Origin of the sequence: Streptomyces luteireticuli, from assembly GCF_041519305.1 — a bacterium.
Classification (GTDB): domain Bacteria; phylum Actinomycetota; class Actinomycetes; order Streptomycetales; family Streptomycetaceae; genus Streptomyces; species Streptomyces luteireticuli.
In genome coordinates this window covers 1761670-1777209 of sequence record NZ_CP167927.1, presented here as the reverse complement: position 1 = coordinate 1777209, position 15540 = coordinate 1761670, and the positions used below count along the sequence as shown (strand labels likewise).

13 protein-coding genes are annotated in these 15540 nt (G+C 71.9%); 9 read left to right on the top strand and 4 right to left on the bottom strand.

Annotated elements, in window-relative coordinates:
- The first annotated feature begins 86 nt into the window (after positions 1–86).
- The 4 genes from AB8735_RS07225 to meaB all read left to right on the top strand — a co-directional run bounded on the left by AB8735_RS07225 (position 87) and on the right by meaB (position 7305).
- The gene (locus AB8735_RS07225) at positions 87–2156 is read left to right on the top strand and encodes a SpoIIE family protein phosphatase (protein ID WP_344032683.1); all 2070 of its coding nucleotides are present in this window, start codon (positions 87–89) and stop codon (positions 2154–2156) included.
- Positions 2157–2256: 100 nt separating this feature from the next.
- Positions 2257–4116 (top strand): methylmalonyl-CoA mutase small subunit, encoded by a 1860-nt coding sequence (mutA, locus tag AB8735_RS07220; RefSeq protein ID WP_372406163.1) that lies wholly within the window; start codon positions 2257–2259, stop codon positions 4114–4116.
- Positions 4113–6308: a methylmalonyl-CoA mutase gene (gene scpA / locus AB8735_RS07215; RefSeq protein WP_372406162.1), complete on the top strand. Its 2196-nt coding sequence runs from the start codon at positions 4113–4115 to the stop codon at positions 6306–6308. The genes mutA and scpA overlap by 4 nt, the downstream gene beginning before the upstream one ends.
- A gap of 10 nt (positions 6309–6318) precedes the next feature.
- Entirely contained in the window at positions 6319–7305 is a 987-nt protein-coding gene (gene meaB, locus AB8735_RS07210) for a methylmalonyl Co-A mutase-associated GTPase MeaB (RefSeq protein WP_344032677.1), read from the top strand.
- A 7-nt stretch (positions 7306–7312) separates the two neighbouring features.
- Here the strand turns inward: meaB and AB8735_RS07205 are convergent, their stop codons facing one another.
- Complete coding sequence (locus AB8735_RS07205) at positions 7313–8050, bottom strand: phosphotransferase (protein ID WP_372406161.1); 738 nt, start codon at positions 8048–8050, stop codon at positions 7313–7315.
- A 259-nt stretch (positions 8051–8309) separates the two neighbouring features.
- Positions 8310–8660, bottom strand: a complete 351-nt coding sequence (locus tag AB8735_RS07200) for a hypothetical protein (protein WP_372406160.1) — start codon at positions 8658–8660, stop codon at positions 8310–8312.
- A gap of 176 nt (positions 8661–8836) precedes the next feature.
- Here AB8735_RS07200 and AB8735_RS07195 point away from each other — a divergent pair, with 176 nt between their 5' ends.
- A complete protein-coding gene (locus AB8735_RS07195; protein ID WP_372406158.1) occupies positions 8837–10057 on the top strand; it encodes a helix-turn-helix domain-containing protein in 1221 nt (406 codons plus the stop codon).
- Between the two features lie 239 nt (positions 10058–10296).
- Positions 10297–10686 (top strand): VOC family protein, encoded by a 390-nt coding sequence (locus AB8735_RS07190; RefSeq protein ID WP_344032668.1) that lies wholly within the window; start codon positions 10297–10299, stop codon positions 10684–10686.
- 276 nt (positions 10687–10962) lie between these two features.
- On the opposite strand, the gene AB8735_RS07185 is transcribed toward AB8735_RS07190, so the two are convergent.
- Positions 10963–11673 carry an HAD family hydrolase gene (locus tag AB8735_RS07185; protein WP_372406156.1) on the bottom strand — a complete coding sequence of 237 codons (711 nt, stop codon included), beginning with the start codon at positions 11671–11673 and terminating at the stop codon, positions 10963–10965.
- Between the two features lie 95 nt (positions 11674–11768).
- On the opposite strand from AB8735_RS07185, the gene AB8735_RS07180 reads away from it, so the two are divergent.
- The 3 genes from AB8735_RS07180 (at position 11769) to AB8735_RS07170 (ending at position 14793) form a co-directional block, all read left to right on the top strand.
- Entirely contained in the window at positions 11769–12350 is a 582-nt protein-coding gene (locus tag AB8735_RS07180; protein ID WP_372406155.1) for a glycoside hydrolase family 25 protein, read from the top strand.
- Positions 12351–12462: 112 nt separating this feature from the next.
- Positions 12463–13830: a xylan 1,4-beta-xylosidase gene (locus AB8735_RS07175; protein ID WP_372406154.1), complete on the top strand. Its 1368-nt coding sequence runs from the start codon at positions 12463–12465 to the stop codon at positions 13828–13830.
- Positions 13831–13935: 105 nt separating this feature from the next.
- A complete protein-coding gene (locus AB8735_RS07170; RefSeq protein ID WP_372406152.1) occupies positions 13936–14793 on the top strand; it encodes a poly-gamma-glutamate hydrolase family protein in 858 nt (285 codons plus the stop codon).
- Here the strand turns inward: AB8735_RS07170 and AB8735_RS07165 are convergent.
- Positions 14790–15338: a hypothetical protein gene (locus AB8735_RS07165; protein ID WP_372406150.1), complete on the bottom strand. Its 549-nt coding sequence runs from the start codon at positions 15336–15338 to the stop codon at positions 14790–14792. The genes AB8735_RS07170 and AB8735_RS07165 overlap by 4 nt on opposite strands.
- Between the last annotated feature and the right edge of the window lie 202 nt (positions 15339–15540).

Sequence of the window (15540 nt, the reverse complement as noted above, 5' to 3'; positions counted from 1 at the left end):
GGGTATCTGTACCCCCAGCCGTCCCGGGACCCCGCTGCTGCGGTCAAGAAATCGAAGAAACGGGCAAAAGGTGGCAGAGTGGATCCGTGGTTGATCGGGGAGCGACGCCTGCCTCCGGAGCGCTGCCGGACGACTGGCCCGCCCGCCCGGAGCCCATCCTCGTCCGCAACCGGGTCGGGACCTTCGACTGGGACCTCATCAGCGGACGCCTGCACCTGGACCGCACGGCCCTGGGCATCCTCGGCATGCCCCCGGAGGACTTCGGCGGCCGCATCGGCGATCTGTCCGGCCGGGTGCCGCGCGCCGACGGGGCCCGGCTCGACACCCTGGTCGCCCGGGCGCTGAAGGACGGCAGTGAGAGCTACGGCGCCTACCACCGGGTCCGCGGGCCCGACGGCTCGCTGCACTGGGCCTACACCCAGGGCCGCATCGAGCGCGACGCGGCCGGGCGCCCCTGCCGCATCCTCGGCCTGCTGCGGGACGCCGACGCCGAGCTCGCCCTCGCCGACCGGCCCGTCGGGAGCAACGGCGAGCGCCGCCACCAGACCACCGTCGTGGAGACCATCACCGCCGCCCTGGCCCACGCCAGGACCGTCCAGGACGTGATCGACTTCTTCAAGGACGCCCGCGCCGTCGAACACCTCGGCTCCGACCTGCTCGTCCTCGGACTGATCGAGTCCGGCCGCATCCACCTCGTCGCGGAGGGCCCCTCCGAGCACTTCATCCCCGGCACCCGCTACACGCGGATCGACGACAACTTCCCGATGAGCGAGGTCATCCGCACCCTCACCCCCCGGTTCATCGAGTCCCGCGAGGAGTTCGCCCGCTGCTACCCCTGGCTGTGGGAGCGCATCGAGGACATCGGCATCGCCTCCGCCGCCTACCTCCCGCTCATCGCCCAGGCCAAGCCCATCGGCGCGCTCGGCCTGCTCTACCGCGAGGCCCGTGGCTTCGACCGGCAGGAGCGCAACCTCTTCATCGCCCTCGGCAGCAGCCTGGCGCAGAGCATCGCCCGCGCCATGCTCTTCGACCAGGAGCACGACCTGGCCGAGGGGCTCCAGCAGTCCATGCTCCCCCGGCGCATCCCCGACGTGCCGGGCGCGCAGATCGCCGTCCGCTACCGCTCCGCCCGGCTGGGCCGGGACATCGGCGGCGACTGGTACGACGTGATCCCGCTGCCCGGCGGCCGCGTCGGGGCCGTCATCGGCGACGTCCAGGGCCACGACACCCATGCCGCCGCCGTGATGGGGCAGCTGCGGATCGTCCTGCGCGCCTACGCCACCGAGGGCCACGCCCCGGCCACGGTCATGGCCCGCGCCTCGTCCTTCCTCCACGACCTCGACACCGACCGCTTCGCCACCTGCTCGTACGCCGAGGCCGACCTGTCGACCGGCGTGGTGCAGCTCGTCCGCGCCGGGCACATCGACCCCCTGCTGCGGCACTGCGACGGAACCTCCCGCCGGCTGCCCGTGGCCGGCGGGCTCCCGCTGGGCCTGTCCGCCGAGTTCGGGCGGCTCGACTACCCGGTGACCAGCGTCGAGCTGGACGCGGGGGAGACCCTGCTGCTGTTCACCGACGGCCTGGTCGAACAGCCGGGATCCGACCTGGACGAGGGCGTGGCACAGCTCTCCGAGGCGATCGCCTGCGGGCCGGAGGACCTGCACGAGCTCGCCGACCGGCTGTGCGACATGGTCGAGGAGCGCGTCGGCGAGGACGACATGGCCGTCCTGCTGCTGCGCCGTCAGGGCACCGCGCCCGCACGCCCGGGCGGGCGCCTCCAGCAGCACATCGCCCCCGCGGACCCCGAGGCCCTCTCCGCCGCCCGGCACATGATCCGCACCGCCGTGCGGGCCTGGGGCGCACGCGACCGCTCGGACGAAATCGAGCTGGCTGCCGACGAGTTGGCGACCAACGCGCTGCTGCACACGGACGGCGCCGCGGTGGTGACGATCCGGATGCTCGCCGGGCCCGGGCGGCGGCTGCGCGTGGAGGTGGAGGACCGCTCCAGCGCGCTGCCCCGGCGCAGGGAGCCGGGGGAGTCGGGGGTGTCGGGGCGGGGGCTGCTGCTGGTGGACCGGCTGGCGGACGGGTGGGGGGTGGAGTCGCGGGGCGGGGGGAAGTCGGTGTGGTGCGAGTTCGTTCTGGATGGGGAGTGAGCCCCGGACGGCGGGGCAACGGCCTCCGGCATCGGGAAGAGGCCAAGGTCACAGCCGAATCCCCTCTTCCGGAAGCAGTGCAGCGCCTAGCCTTCCCCCCATGACGGTCCTGCCCGAAGAAGGCTTCTCCCTGGCCGCCGAATTCCCGGACGCGACCCGCGAGCAGTGGCAGCGCCTCGTCGAGGGCGTGCTGCGCAAGGCGGGCACCGAGGCGGCGGGGACGGCGGCGGAGGACGCGCTGGCCACCGCCCTCCAGGACGGGCTGAGCACCCGGCCCCTGTACACGGCCGACGACGCGTCACCCGACCCCGGTCTGCCGGGCTTCCCGCCGTTCGTCCGCGGCGGACGGCCCGAGGGAACGGCCGTCTCCGGCTGGGACGTGCGCCAGCTCCACGCCCACCCCGACGCCCGCCGCACCAACGAAGCCGTCCTGGCGGACCTGGAGAACGGCGTCACCTCCCTCTGGCTGACCGTCGGCACCACCGGCCTCCCCGCCCGGGACCTCGGCACCGCCCTCGACGGCGTCCTCCTCGACCTCGCGCCCGTCGTCCTCGACGCCGGACACGACACCGAGGCCGCCGCGCGGGCCCTGCTGCGCCTGTACGACGAGCGCGGCACCGCCCGCACCGAGGCCCGCGGCAGCCTCGGCGCCGACCCGCTCGGCACCCTCGCCCGCACCGGCACGGCCCCCGACGTCGACACGGCCGCCCTCGCCACCGCGTGCCTCGACGACCGGCCCGGCGTGCGCGCCCTCGTCGTCGACGCCCTCCCGTACCACGAGGCCGGCGGCTCCGCCGCCCAGGAGCTCGGCTGTGCGCTGGCCACCGGCGTCGCCTATCTGCGCACCCTCACCGACGCCGGCCTCGGCATCGACGACGCCTGCGCCCAGCTGGAGTTCCGCCACGCCGCCGGCGCCGACCAGTTCCTCACCATCGCCACCCTGCGTGCGGCCCGCCGCCTGTGGGCCCGCGTCACCGAGGTCTGCGGCGCCTCCCCGGCCGCCCGCGCCCAGCGCCAGCACGCCGTCACCTCCCCGGTGATGATGACCCGCCGGGACCCCTGGGTGAACATGCTGCGCACCACCGTCGCCTGCCTCGGCGCGGGCGTCGGCGGCGCGGACGCCGTCACCGTCCTGCCCTTCGACAGCGCCATCGGCCTGCCCGACGCCTTCGCCCGCCGGATCGCCCGCAACACCTCCTCGATCCTGCTGGAGGAGTCGCACCTCGCCCGCGTCATCGACCCGGCCGGCGGCTCCTGGTACGTCGAGCGGCTCACCGACGAACTCGCCCGCGCCGCCTGGGCGTGGTTCCAGGAGATCGAGCGCGCCGGCGGCCAGGAGGCCGCCCTGCGCTCCGGGCTGGTCGCCGAACGGCTCGCCGCCACCTGGGCGGAGCGCTCCGCCCGGCTGGCCACCCGGCGCGAACCGGTCACCGGCGTCAGCGAGTTCCCGCACCTGGCCGAGCAGCCCGTCGAGCGCGAGGCCGCGCCCCGCCCGCCGTCGGGCGGGCTGCCGAGGGTGCGCCGCGACGAGGCGTACGAGGCGCTGCGCGCCCGCTCCGACGCCCACTTGGCCGCCACCGGCGCCCGCCCCCGGGTCTTCCTCGCCGCCCTCGGCTCGCCCGCGGCCCACACCGCGCGGGCCACTTTCGCCGCCAACCTCCTCCAGGCGGGCGGGATCGAGCCCGTGCACGAGCCCGCCTCCGTCGACGCGGACACCGCCGCCGCGGCGTTCCGCCGCAGCGGTGCCACGGTGGCGTGCCTGTGCTCCTCCGACGCGGTCTACGCCGAGCAGGCCGGGGCCGTCGCCGCCGCGCTGAAGGCGGCCGGGGCCGGACGGATCCTCCTCGCGGGCCGACGGGGCGACCAACCACCCGCGGACGTCGACGAGTTCGTCCACGCGGGCGGCGACGCGACCGCCGTCCTGACTTCCGTTCTCGATCACCTGGGAGTGGCGCGATGATCCCCGACTTCTCCGGCATCGACCTGGGGCCGGGAGAGGCCGCCGCCGACGCCGGCCGCTGGCAGGCCGCCCTCAAGGAGAACACCGGCCACAGCGCCGCCGACCTCACCTGGGAGACCCCCGAGGGCATCGGCGTCAAGCCCCTCTACACCGGCGAGGACCTGCGCGGCCTGGACTTCCTGGGAACCTACCCGGGCATCGCGCCCTATCTGCGCGGCCCTTACCCCACGATGTACGTCAACCAGCCCTGGACCATCCGGCAGTACGCGGGATTCTCCACCGCCGAGGAGTCCAACGCCTTCTACCGCCGCAACCTGGCGGCCGGCCAGAAGGGCCTGTCCGTCGCCTTCGACCTGCCCACCCACCGCGGCTACGACAGCGACCACCCGCGCGTCACCGGCGACGTCGGCATGGCGGGCGTCGCCATCGACTCCATCTACGACATGCGGCAGCTCTTCGACGGCATCCCGCTGGACCGGATGAGCGTGTCGATGACGATGAACGGCGCCGTGCTGCCGGTGCTCGCGCTCTACATCGTCGCCGCCGAGGAACAGGGCGTACCGCCCGAGAAGCTGGCCGGGACCATCCAGAACGACATCCTCAAGGAGTTCATGGTCCGCAACACCTACATCTATCCGCCCCGGCCCTCGATGCGGATCATCTCGGACATCTTCGCGTACACCTCGCAGAAGATGCCGCGCTACAACTCCATCTCCATCTCCGGCTACCACATCCAGGAGGCGGGTGCGACGGCCGACCTGGAGCTGGCGTACACCCTCGCGGACGGCGTCGAGTACCTGCGGGCCGGGCTCGGCGCCGGGCTCGACGTGGACGCCTTCGCGCCCCGGCTCTCCTTCTTCTGGGCGATCGGCATGAACTTCTTCATGGAGATCGCCAAGATGCGCGCGGCGCGGTTGCTGTGGGCGCGGCTGGTCGCACAGTTCGAGCCGAAGAACACCAAGTCGCTCTCCCTGCGCACCCATTCGCAGACCTCCGGCTGGTCGCTCACGGCCCAGGACGTCTTCAACAACGTCACCCGCACCTGCGTCGAGGCCATGGCGGCCACCCAGGGCCACACCCAGTCGCTGCACACCAACGCGCTCGACGAGGCCCTGGCCCTGCCCACGGACTTCTCCGCCCGCATCGCCCGCAACACCCAGCTCCTCCTCCAACAGGAGTCCGGCACCTGCCGGGTGATCGACCCCTGGGGCGGCAGCGCCTACGTCGAGCGGCTCACCCACGACCTCGCCCGCCGCGCCTGGGCACACATCCAGGAGGTCGAGGCGGCCGGCGGCATGGCCCAGGCCATCGACGCGGGCATCCCCAAGATGCGCGTCGAGGAGGCCGCGGCCCGCACCCAGGCCCGCATCGACTCCGGCCGGCAGCCGGTCATCGGCGTCAACAAGTACCGGGTGGACAGCGACGAGCAGATCGAGGTCCTCAAGGTCGACAACTCCTCCGTCCGCGAACGGCAGCTCGACAAGCTGCGCCGGCTGCGCGCCGAACGCGACGAGGCCGTCTGCCAGGACGCGCTGCGCGCGCTGACGGCCGCGGCGGAGTCCGGCCCCGGCCCCGGCCTGGAGGGCAACCTGCTGGCCCTCGCGGTGGACGCGGCCCGCGCCAAGGCCACCGTCGGCGAGATCTCGGACGCCCTGGAGAAGGTGTACGGGCGCCACGCGGGCCGCATCCGTACCATCTCCGGTGTGTACAGGCAGGAGGCCGGACCGTCGTCCGGCGTGGAGCGTACCCGTGAACTGGTCGAGGCCTTCGAGCGGGAGGAGGGCCGCCGTCCGCGCATCCTGGTCGCCAAGATGGGCCAGGACGGCCATGACCGCGGCCAGAAGGTGATCGCCACGGCCTTCGCCGACCTCGGCTTCGACGTCGACGTCGGCCCGCTGTTCCAGACCCCGGCCGAGGTCGCCCGGCAGGCGGTGGAGGCCGACGTGCACGTCGTCGGCGTCTCCTCGCTGGCCGCCGGGCACCTCACGCTCGTGCCCGCGCTGCGCGAGTGCCTCGCCGAGGAGGGCCGGGAGGACATCATGATCGTCGTCGGCGGGGTGATCCCCCCGCAGGACGTCCCGGCGCTCCACGAGGCCGGTGCCACCGCCGTGTTCCCGCCCGGCACGGTGATCCCCGACGCCGCCCACGATCTGCTGAAGACCCTCGCCGGGGTCCTCGGCCACGAGCTGTAGGCCCATGGCCGTGGCCCGGACCATCGATCTGGACGCCGTCGTCAAGGGCGTGCTCGACGGGCGGCGCGCGGCCGTCGCCCGCGCCATCACCCTCGTCGAGTCCACCCGCGCCGACCACCGCGAGCTCGCCCAGCGGATGCTGGTCCAGCTGCTGCCGCACTCCGGGGCGGCGCGGCGGGTCGGCGTCACGGGCGTGCCCGGCGTCGGCAAGTCGACCTTCATCGACGCCCTCGGCACCCTGCTCACCGGGCTCGGCCACCGGGTCGCCGTGCTCGCCGTGGACCCTTCGTCCTCGCGCACCGGCGGCTCCATCCTCGGCGACAAGACGCGCATGGAACGCCTCGCGACCGACCCCGCCGCCTTCGTCCGGCCCTCGCCGACGGCCGGCACCCTGGGCGGGGTCGCCCGGGCCACGCGGGAGACCATCGTCGTGATGGAGGCGGCCGGTTACGACGTGGTGCTCGTCGAGACGGTCGGCGTCGGCCAGTCCGAGACGGCGGTCGCCGGGATGGTGGACAGCTTCCTCATGCTCACCCTGGCGCGCACGGGCGATCAGCTGCAGGGCATCAAGAAGGGTGTCCTGGAGATGGCCGACGTCGTCGCCGTCAACAAGGCCGACGGGCCGCACGAACGGGACGCGCGGTCCGCGGCGCGCGAACTCGCGGGCGCGCTGCGGCTGATGCGCTCGCCAGACGCGGCCTGGAACGCGCCCGTGCTGACGTGCAGCGCGCGGGAGGGCGCCGGCCTGACCGAGGTCTGGGAGCGGCTGGAGCAGCACCGCCGGATCCTCGACGTCACGGGGGAGCTGGCGCGGCGGCGCAGTGACCAGCAGGTGGAGTGGGCGTGGTCGATGGTGCGCGACCAGTTGCTGGGGGAACTGCGGGGGCACGCGGGGGTGCGCGAGGTCGCACCCGACCTCGAACGGCGGCTTCGGGAGGGGACGTTGACAGCGACGCTGGCGGCGGAGCGGATCCTGTCGGTGTTCCGGGGCGAGTGAGTCCCGGTCAGGCGCTTTCGCGCGGGTAGCTCAGCAGATGCCGAAACCTGGTGTTGCTCTGCTCCGCTCCTCGCTCTCCGACCCTTGCCGTCCAGCGTCGGCACGTGACGTTCACGAACGCCTCCACCGATCTCGGGTCCGCGGTCCGCCAACTGGCGAACCCGTCGAGCCACGCCAACGCGTCGGCGGGTGCCTGTCCGCATTCCATGAGCCGGACGGCCGTGCACGCCGGGTCCACCCATGCGGGGCCGGTTGCGGCTCTGGCCCAGTCGACGACGTAGGCGGTGCCGTCGCCGTCGCTGATCAGGATGTTGTGCGGGTTCGTGTCGGTGTGCAGCAAGCCGGTTCCGCTCAGGCGCTCGGCTTCACCGGGCAGCAGATACGGCACGTACCGGTCGGCGAGGGGCGGTGCGGGGAACGCGGACTCGCTGAGCGCCTGCATGCGCCGTAGGACGGATCCCACTGACGCCAGATCATCGGTTCCGGGGCCCAGGTCGGCGTGCCGGCCTGCAATGTGCGCGAACGCCAGGCAGGACCATCCCCCAATCCGGAAGCGATGACGGACGATCGGGCTGACGCCCTGCACTGTTGCGTTGATGCGTGCTTCCCGGCCGAGTGCCGTGACGGCTTCACCATCGGCTTCACGGGCGCCCTTGAAGAAAAGACGTCCGCTGCGTCCGGTGGTCAGCGCGAGTGCTGCGGAGCAGTTGAGACGCTCTTTCTGGAGCGGCGCCGACGTCCTCACCCTCCTGGGACAGGATGAAAGAGGTTCACTGACCCGCCCGGCACTGTGAGGCGCGTCCCCCAGCGACAGGGTCGAACTTCCCCCCGCTCCCGGTGATCGTGTTCGCAGTGCCCATCCAGCAACATCCTCGCGCTTACCTCCACATCCATTCGGGCGACGAGCCGCGCCGCGCCGATGACTGCGAGGAACGTGCGGCACTTGTCACAACTCAGGTCCCAGAGGTACTGAACCTGCGGCTGCTGATCACTCGTTCCGGTGGTCACCACGCCCCCGGGTGCCGGGACTTGTGGTGCTTGATGAGCGCGCCCGCGAACTTGTCGGCCGACGTCCGGTCGCCACGTTTCCGTGCGGCTCGCCATGCTTTGTCGAGCCGGACGCAGATGGCGCAGCCCTTGACCGGTTCCGGCATGGCGCGGGGTCCGCTGCTGTGCGGCGGCGCGTTCTCCCCGGGCCGTTCCGTCTGCTCGTGCTGGTCCGGTTCCGCGGGGAATCGAGCGGTGTCCCGGTCTTCGACCGGCACCGCATCACCCCTTCGGTGTGCGGGCGGGGGCTGGCGGGTCATGCCGATCAGGGGCCGGGGGAACTGGTAGGCCGGGTGCAGGTCAGTCATGGGTGATCGCGTTCTCCGAAGGGATGCGACGGGATGCAGTGGACAGTGGGCACATCACGCTGACGGATCGGTGCCCGCTGCCAGGGGGCGTGCGGCCCCCGTGAGCCTTCACGATGTCGGTCGGCAGCCGGACTGATCCACTGCCGGGTCATATACGGCCGCCGTATATTTCTGGGATGGAGCCGGAGCCGAACGTGTGGGCGCACCCTGGGCTGCGGGCCGCTACGGCCGCTGAGGACTGGCCCGCGGTGTTGAAGACCTGGCGGGCTTTGACCCGCATCAATCAGAGCAGGCTCGGGGCGCTCGTTGGGCTCTCGCAACCGGATGTCTCTGCGATCGAGAACAGGCGCCGCACTGTGACCTCGACAGAGGTACGGCAGCGGCTCGTTGACGGCCTGAGGATTCCGGTGGAACTCCTCGGGGGTACCAAGGAACCCGTGCCGCTGCCGTCACTGGTGCTTCCTGAGGTGGTTGCGGACCCGGCGATGGACCGACTGCGACGCGTCCATGGGGACGGCATGCGTCTGGACGTGGATTCCCTGGAAGCAATGGAGGGTTTGCTGGCCGCACACCGCCGGGCCGAGGACACGCTTGGCTCGCGGGTGATGAACGGTGTAGTGACCGCACAGTTCGAGAAAGTGGCCGGCCTGTACGACCAAGCCCGCGGGCCGCTCGCAGACCGGCTCGTGAAGCTGTTGGCGGAGTACGCGCAGTTCCTCGCATGGATGGCGCAGGACCAGGACAACGCCCCGGCGGCGTTGGGATGGTTCGACCGGTCGTACGACTGGGCGTTGGAGGCCGGTTATGGTGACATGGCGGCCACCACCATGAGCATGAAGGCTCACTTGGCGTGGTCGAAAGGGAATGGCCGCCGTTGCGTCCGGCTTGGGGAAGCCGCAGCCTCCACAGCAGGGGCGAGTGACGCGACACGAGCCATGGCGATTCAGATGGCCGGACGGGGCCACGCTCTTGACGGTGATACCCGCGACGCGTACCGCAAGTTGGACGAAGCGCAGAAGATCATTGAAAACGCATCCGATGCCCCGCCCTGGCTGTACTTCTACGGGGAGTCGTGGTTGGCGGCGCAGCGAGGCATGGCGGATGTGCACTTGAGCAACTGGGCGGGCGCCATCGATAACTTGAAGACCGGTCTGGCCGGCTTCCCGATGGCCTTCCGGCGTGATCGAGCCTGGTACGGAGCGTGTCTGGCGCACGCCTGCGCAGGTGCGGGGGAAGCCGAAGCGGCGCTCAAAACGGCACTGGACATCATCATCGACGCGTCAGAGATCGGCAGGCCGCACGCATGGGGCGAGCTGCATACCGTGGCCGCCTTGTTGCTTCGACGCAGAGCCCATGAGGGGCGCACGCTCGTGGACGCCCTTGCCGACCTGGACTGAGCCAGAACTCATCTGGTCGCCAGGGTTTCGGCCTTCTGCCGGGAGTAGATGCAGACTGCCGCCTTCCCCCCGGGAGCAGCGGGGCTATGCGCTCCCACAGATCATCAGGCACAGGATAAGGCTTGTTTCTTATCGTTGGTGTCCTGTGCCGTCGCACCTGGGCGGATGCAACCGAGCTTGATTTCCGCCGGTCAAGGCCGCCGCTGAGTGGCGCTGGGCCCGCTTGAGAGGATCGGGGCATGACGCACTCACCTATGCGGATCAATACCCTCATCGTTGATGCCACGGATCCCGAGCGGCTCGCTACGTTCTGGTCTGAACTGCTTGGTAGGCCGATCGTGGCCCGTATGGGCCCGTACGTCTGGCTGCGGCGGGAAGACGGCCTGGGGCTGGGTTTTCAGCAAACCGCCGAACCCAAGTCGAGTAAGAATCGGATGCACTTTGACGTCACCTCTCCCGATCCCGCTGTCGAGCAGCAACGGGTCGAGATGCTTGGCGGCCGCAGGCTGGAGCAGTACGCGGGCGGCGGGTTCCTGGTGATGGCGGACCCCGAGGGCAATGAGTTCTGCATCATCCCTGAAGGCCCCCTCGAAATCGACGACATGGGGCGTGCGAACTATCTCGTCTGATAGTCAAACTTACTCGGCAACAGGACAGTTGGGATTTGATCGCCAAGGGTTCCGCCTTGGGGCCGGTCTGGCTCGAACAGCAGCGGAGGAAAGGGCACTACGGGCATGGAGGCCATCCGCCCTTACGGACAGAGTCCGCCACCAGCCACTTCCCGGGAGCGCCGCAGGGTGTGACCCGATGCTGGTCGCCCGGGTACCGGCCGGTCACGAGGGCCGCATGGTTCCATCGTCCATACCCGGGTCGCGTCAGCCCGGCCCGACGGCCCACCGCGCCCCCTATCCACCCGCACCCGCCAACCCCAGCACCGCCCCCAACCCCTCCCGCCGCTCCGTCACCGGCAACGGCTCCACCAGATGCACGGCGCACCCCAACCGCCCCGCACCCCCGTCCGCCTCCGGACTGTCCCCGACCATCAGCACATCCCCGGGCGGAAACCCGATCTCCCGGCACGCCGCCGCGAACAGCCGCGCATCCGGCTTCTGCGCACCGTGCTCGTACGACAGCACATACGCGTCCACGAACTCGTCCAGCCCGTGCGCACGGAAGACCGGGCGCAGGTCCCAGCCGATGTTGCTCACCACGGCGATCCGTACGCCGCGCCCGCGCAGGGCGGTGAGCACGGCGGCCGCGTCGGGGTACGGGTGCCACGCCGCCGGCTCCATGTGCCGTGCGTACAGTGCCTCGTAGAGCTCCTGCGCAGGCAGGGACACTTCCCGGGCCAGCCCGAGATATGCCGCACGGTGCTCCGCCGCGCTGCGGTCGCGCTGTGCCCACACTTCCGTCAGGTGCGCGGGCACCTCGCGTGGCGGTGCCCCGCCCGGCTGCGCTCCGGCAGTGGACAACTCCCCTGCGACGCGGTGGAGTTCGTCCTCGCCGAGCGTGCCGCCGAGGCCGCATCGCGCGACGGCCGCCCCCAGCCACGATACGGGCGACTCGATATGGAACAGGGTCCCGGAGAAATCGAAGAGCACACCTTTGACCGTCACGGTCGCCAGTCTGCCAGGGGGCTCGCCGAAGCGCGGCCGCACGTCGATACTGCGTCATGTACACGCAAACATCGGCAGGCAATAAGGGGTCCGCCATGCTTCACGGCGTCGACGTCAGCAGCTACCAGAGCAGCAACTACCCCGTCCAGGGCCAGGACTTCGCCTTCGTCAAGGTCACCGAGGGCATGTCGTACACCAACCCCCGCTGGGTCGCGCAGCGCGAGCACGCGCGCTCGGCCGGTCTCGTCGTCGGCTACTACCACTTCGTGACCCCGGGCTCGATGTCCGCCCAGGCGGATCGTTTCCTCGGGAAGATCGCCTTACGCGAGGGCGACATCCTCGCCCTCGACTGGGAGCACACCGGCGTCCCCTGTGCCGACAAGGACCGCTGGATCGCCCACGTCCGCGACCGGGCCCGGGGCCACCGCGTCGTCCTCTACTGCAACCGCGACTTCTGGTTCCACCGCGACACCACGAGCAACGCGGGCGACGGCCTGTGGATCGCCGACCCCGAGCACGCGGCGGGCCGGCCGGGGGTGCGGCACGCGTGGACGTTCCACCAGTACGACATCGACGGCGGGATCGACCGCAACGTCGCGCGCTTCTCCACGCGGGCGGAACTGCGGGCGTGGGCGCGCCACCGCACCCTCCAGGAGGAGGAGCCGACTTCCGAGTGAGCGGGGCACCGCCCGCGCGCACCACAAGTCCCGCCGCGCGTACGGATGTTCGCTCCGGTCCGGGGCGCGTGCGCGGGGGAAATCCGGACGATGCCGCCTATTCTTGGATGCCGTGGGACGACACGAGGGCAAAGGGCGACGGCCGTTCACGGCCCTGTTCGGTGCGTGCGGCGCGGTGGCCCTGGCCGCCCTGCCGCTGACGGTGGCCTCGGGCCGGCCGGGCGGCGGCGCGTCGCCGGAGGGGGTCCGGAACGACGACGACGTGCGGCCGGGATGGGGCTTCACCCACACCCAGCACAGCGCGGACCACGGCGCGCCGGAGGCCACGCGCAGGGCCGCCGGCCTGCTCTCCCTGCGGCCCCTGCCGCAGAACCAGCACATCATGGGCTGGGGCGCGGAGAACCCCGAACCGGCGCCCGGGCGGTACGACTTCGAGGCCCTCGACGAGCGCGTCGCCCTGATGCGGGCCACCGGCGCCGTCCCCGTCCTCACCCTGTGCGGCGCCCCGGACTGGATGAAGGGCGGGCGGAAGGGGCGCACCGACTGGTCCCGGCTGGAGACCGCCCCCGACCGCCGTCACTACAAGGACTTCGCCCGGCTCGCGGGCACGATCGCCCGCCGCTATCCGGACATCCGGCACTTCCTCGTGTGGAACGAGCTCAAGGGCTTCTGGGACGACCGCCGGAACCGCTGGAACTACGAGGGGTACACCGAGCTGTACAACCTTGTCTTCGCCGAGCTGAAGAAGCAGAACCCGCGGAGCCTCGTCGGCGGTCCGTACGTCGTCGTCGACCACGACCCGCCCGGCGACGAGGACCGCTCGCCCGAACTGCGCGGCCCCTGGGGCGGGCTCGACCGGCGCTCCGCCGACGTCGTCCGCTACTGGAACGCGCACAAGGCGGGCGCCGACTTCGTCGTCGTCGACGGGGCGAGCTACACCCGCGAGGGCCACCGGACGATCCCCGACGAGTTCGCCGCCACCGGGAAGTTCGCCGACGTCACCCGCTGGCTGAGGGGCGTCACCGGCCTTCCGGTGTGGTGGGCCGAGTGGTACGTCGAGCCGCCCGCCGAGGACGACCGGCCGGGCGGCCGGGACGGCTGGAGCGAGCAGCACCGCACCGCCGTGCAGGCGACCGCCCTGATGCAGCTGGCGTCGGGCGGGGCGTCGGCCGCCTTCTACTGGAACCCGCAGCGGACCGGGGGAGACTGCCCGGGCTGCCTCTGGCGGAGCACCCATCTGCGCGACGGGGGCGAGGAGTTGCCCATGGCCCGGCTGCTCCGCCGCTTCGCCCGCGAGTTCCCGCCGGGCAGCGCCTTCCGGCCGGTGTCCGCCACCGCGGGGCACGGTGCCAGGATCCGGGCCCTCGCCGACGACGCGGCCGTGCTCGTCGTCAACACCGAGCGCCGGCCCGTCGCGGCCCGGGTGGACGGGCAGTCGCTGTCCCTCAGCCCGTACGAGGTGCGGTGGTTGGGCCGCTGAGAGAGTGTTTTGACCTCCGGCTTCGACCTCCGGCTTTGACCTCCGGCCGCTTCCGAGGGGAGACTTGACGGTCAACAACCGGTCAAGCAAACGTAATGGAACCGTATGTCCCCGTCGACGCCGCAGCGCCCCCGCACCAGCCGCAGAACCCTCCTCACCGCCCTCGCGGCGACGCCCCTGCTCTCCGCACTCGGCGCGGGAACCGCCCGCGCCACGGCCGCCGGTGACGTCTACGCGTCCAACACCGACCTGTACACCCGGCTCCCGGACGGCGAGGGCACCGACTACGCCCGCCGCTACAAGCGGCACGAGATGGCCGACGCGAGCGCCGAAGCGCGCTTCCCCTTCCACCGCACGACCGTCCTGGCCCCGCACGGCGGCGGCATCGAGGCCGGTACGTCCGAACTCTGCCTCGCCATCGCCGGCTACCACCCCGCCACCCTGGAACGGGCGCAGGCCGACGGGCCCGTCCACGACTACTGGATGTTCGAGGGCATCCGGAACGCGGACAACCGCGAGCTGCACGTCACTTCCCGGCACTGCGACGACCGCGTCGCCCTCGCCCTGGCCGCCGGCAGCCTCAACGTCCTCAGCCTGCACGGCTGCACCGCCGCCCAGGCCGGCGCCCCCGCCTCCCGCCCCGAGGCCGTGGTGGTCGGCGGGCGCAACACCGACTTCCGGCGCCATCTGCACGAGGAGCTCCGCGCCGCGGGATTCCGGACCGTCGACGGCGCCGAGGTCCCCGACCTGGGCGGCGACGACCCCGACAACATCTGCAATCGCACCCTGCTGGGCAAGGGCGGCCAGCTGGAGCTCACCACGGAGCTGCGGCAGGGCATGTTCGGCTCCTTCACCCGCCAGGGGCGGGCGAAGAGCACCAACGACACGTTCCGCCGCTTCACGGCGGCCTGCCGTGCGGCGATCACCAGGCTGGAGGCGGGACCGGACCAGGCCGTCCTCTAGGCAGTGCCCTTCCGCGCGGTGACATAGCCGAACGGCCCCGCGACCCCGGCACTGTGGTGGCCCGCGGCGGCGAGCGCCAGCCCCAGCCGCTTGCGCGGCTTGAGGTCCAGCCCCGCGGTGGCGTGCAGCGCGCCGAGGGCGAACTCGCCGCCGCACCCCACGGCCGCGTAGCCGTCCGCGGGTTCGGCGATCTGGTAGTCGTCGTAGACGGCGAACAGCCGGCCGTGCACCCCGACGAGGAACGTCCCGGCCTGCTCCTGCTCCTCGTCCTTGCGCGCCCACCCGCCCGCCTTGAGGCAGGCGCGCAGCCTGTCGACGAAGACGGTGGTCATGAACCGGTCCAAGTCGCCCTCGGGCCGGGGCGCCTCGAACGCGTGGTGCAGCAACTGCCCCATGCGGAAACTGGTGGTGAAGCCCATCGCGTAGGGGCCGTTGCGGAAGACCTTCGGGTCCCGGCGGACGGTGATCCTGAGACCGGAGACCCCGGCCGAGTCCCCGCCCAGGTGCACCCGTCCGTCGTGCACGAGTCCGACTATCACGGTCATCGCCGTTCCCCCTCCGCCGCGCGGCCCCCCTACGATCCTGCGCCCGGGGAAGCGGACGGAAACCGGAACGGCCGCCGGGGGAACGGTGCGCGAGGCGCGCGGGGGCGCGGTGGCCGGATCCCCGGGCTCTCCCGGGAACCGCCGGGTGCCCACCTACTACGATCTTGACCCTGGCCGTGGTTCCGGGGCGCTTCCCCTGGGC

What these genes read in the sequence shown, in the direction of transcription:
- AB8735_RS07165 (WP_372406150.1), bottom strand. Translation starts at nt 15,338, where the DNA reads ATGACCGTGATAGTCGGACTCGTGCACGACGGACGGGTGCACCTGGGC.
- mutA (WP_372406163.1), top strand. Translation starts at nt 2,257, where the DNA reads ATGACGGTCCTGCCCGAAGAAGGCTTCTCCCTGGCCGCCGAATTCCCG.
- AB8735_RS07200 (WP_372406160.1), bottom strand. Translation starts at nt 8,660, where the DNA reads ATGACTGACCTGCACCCGGCCTACCAGTTCCCCCGGCCCCTGATCGGC.
- AB8735_RS07195 (WP_372406158.1), top strand. Translation starts at nt 8,837, where the DNA reads ATGGAGCCGGAGCCGAACGTGTGGGCGCACCCTGGGCTGCGGGCCGCT.
- AB8735_RS07190 (WP_344032668.1), top strand. Translation starts at nt 10,297, where the DNA reads ATGACGCACTCACCTATGCGGATCAATACCCTCATCGTTGATGCCACG.
- AB8735_RS07180 (WP_372406155.1), top strand. Translation starts at nt 11,769, where the DNA reads ATGCTTCACGGCGTCGACGTCAGCAGCTACCAGAGCAGCAACTACCCC.
- AB8735_RS07170 (WP_372406152.1), top strand. Translation starts at nt 13,936, where the DNA reads ATGTCCCCGTCGACGCCGCAGCGCCCCCGCACCAGCCGCAGAACCCTC.
- scpA (WP_372406162.1), top strand. Translation starts at nt 4,113, where the DNA reads ATGATCCCCGACTTCTCCGGCATCGACCTGGGGCCGGGAGAGGCCGCC.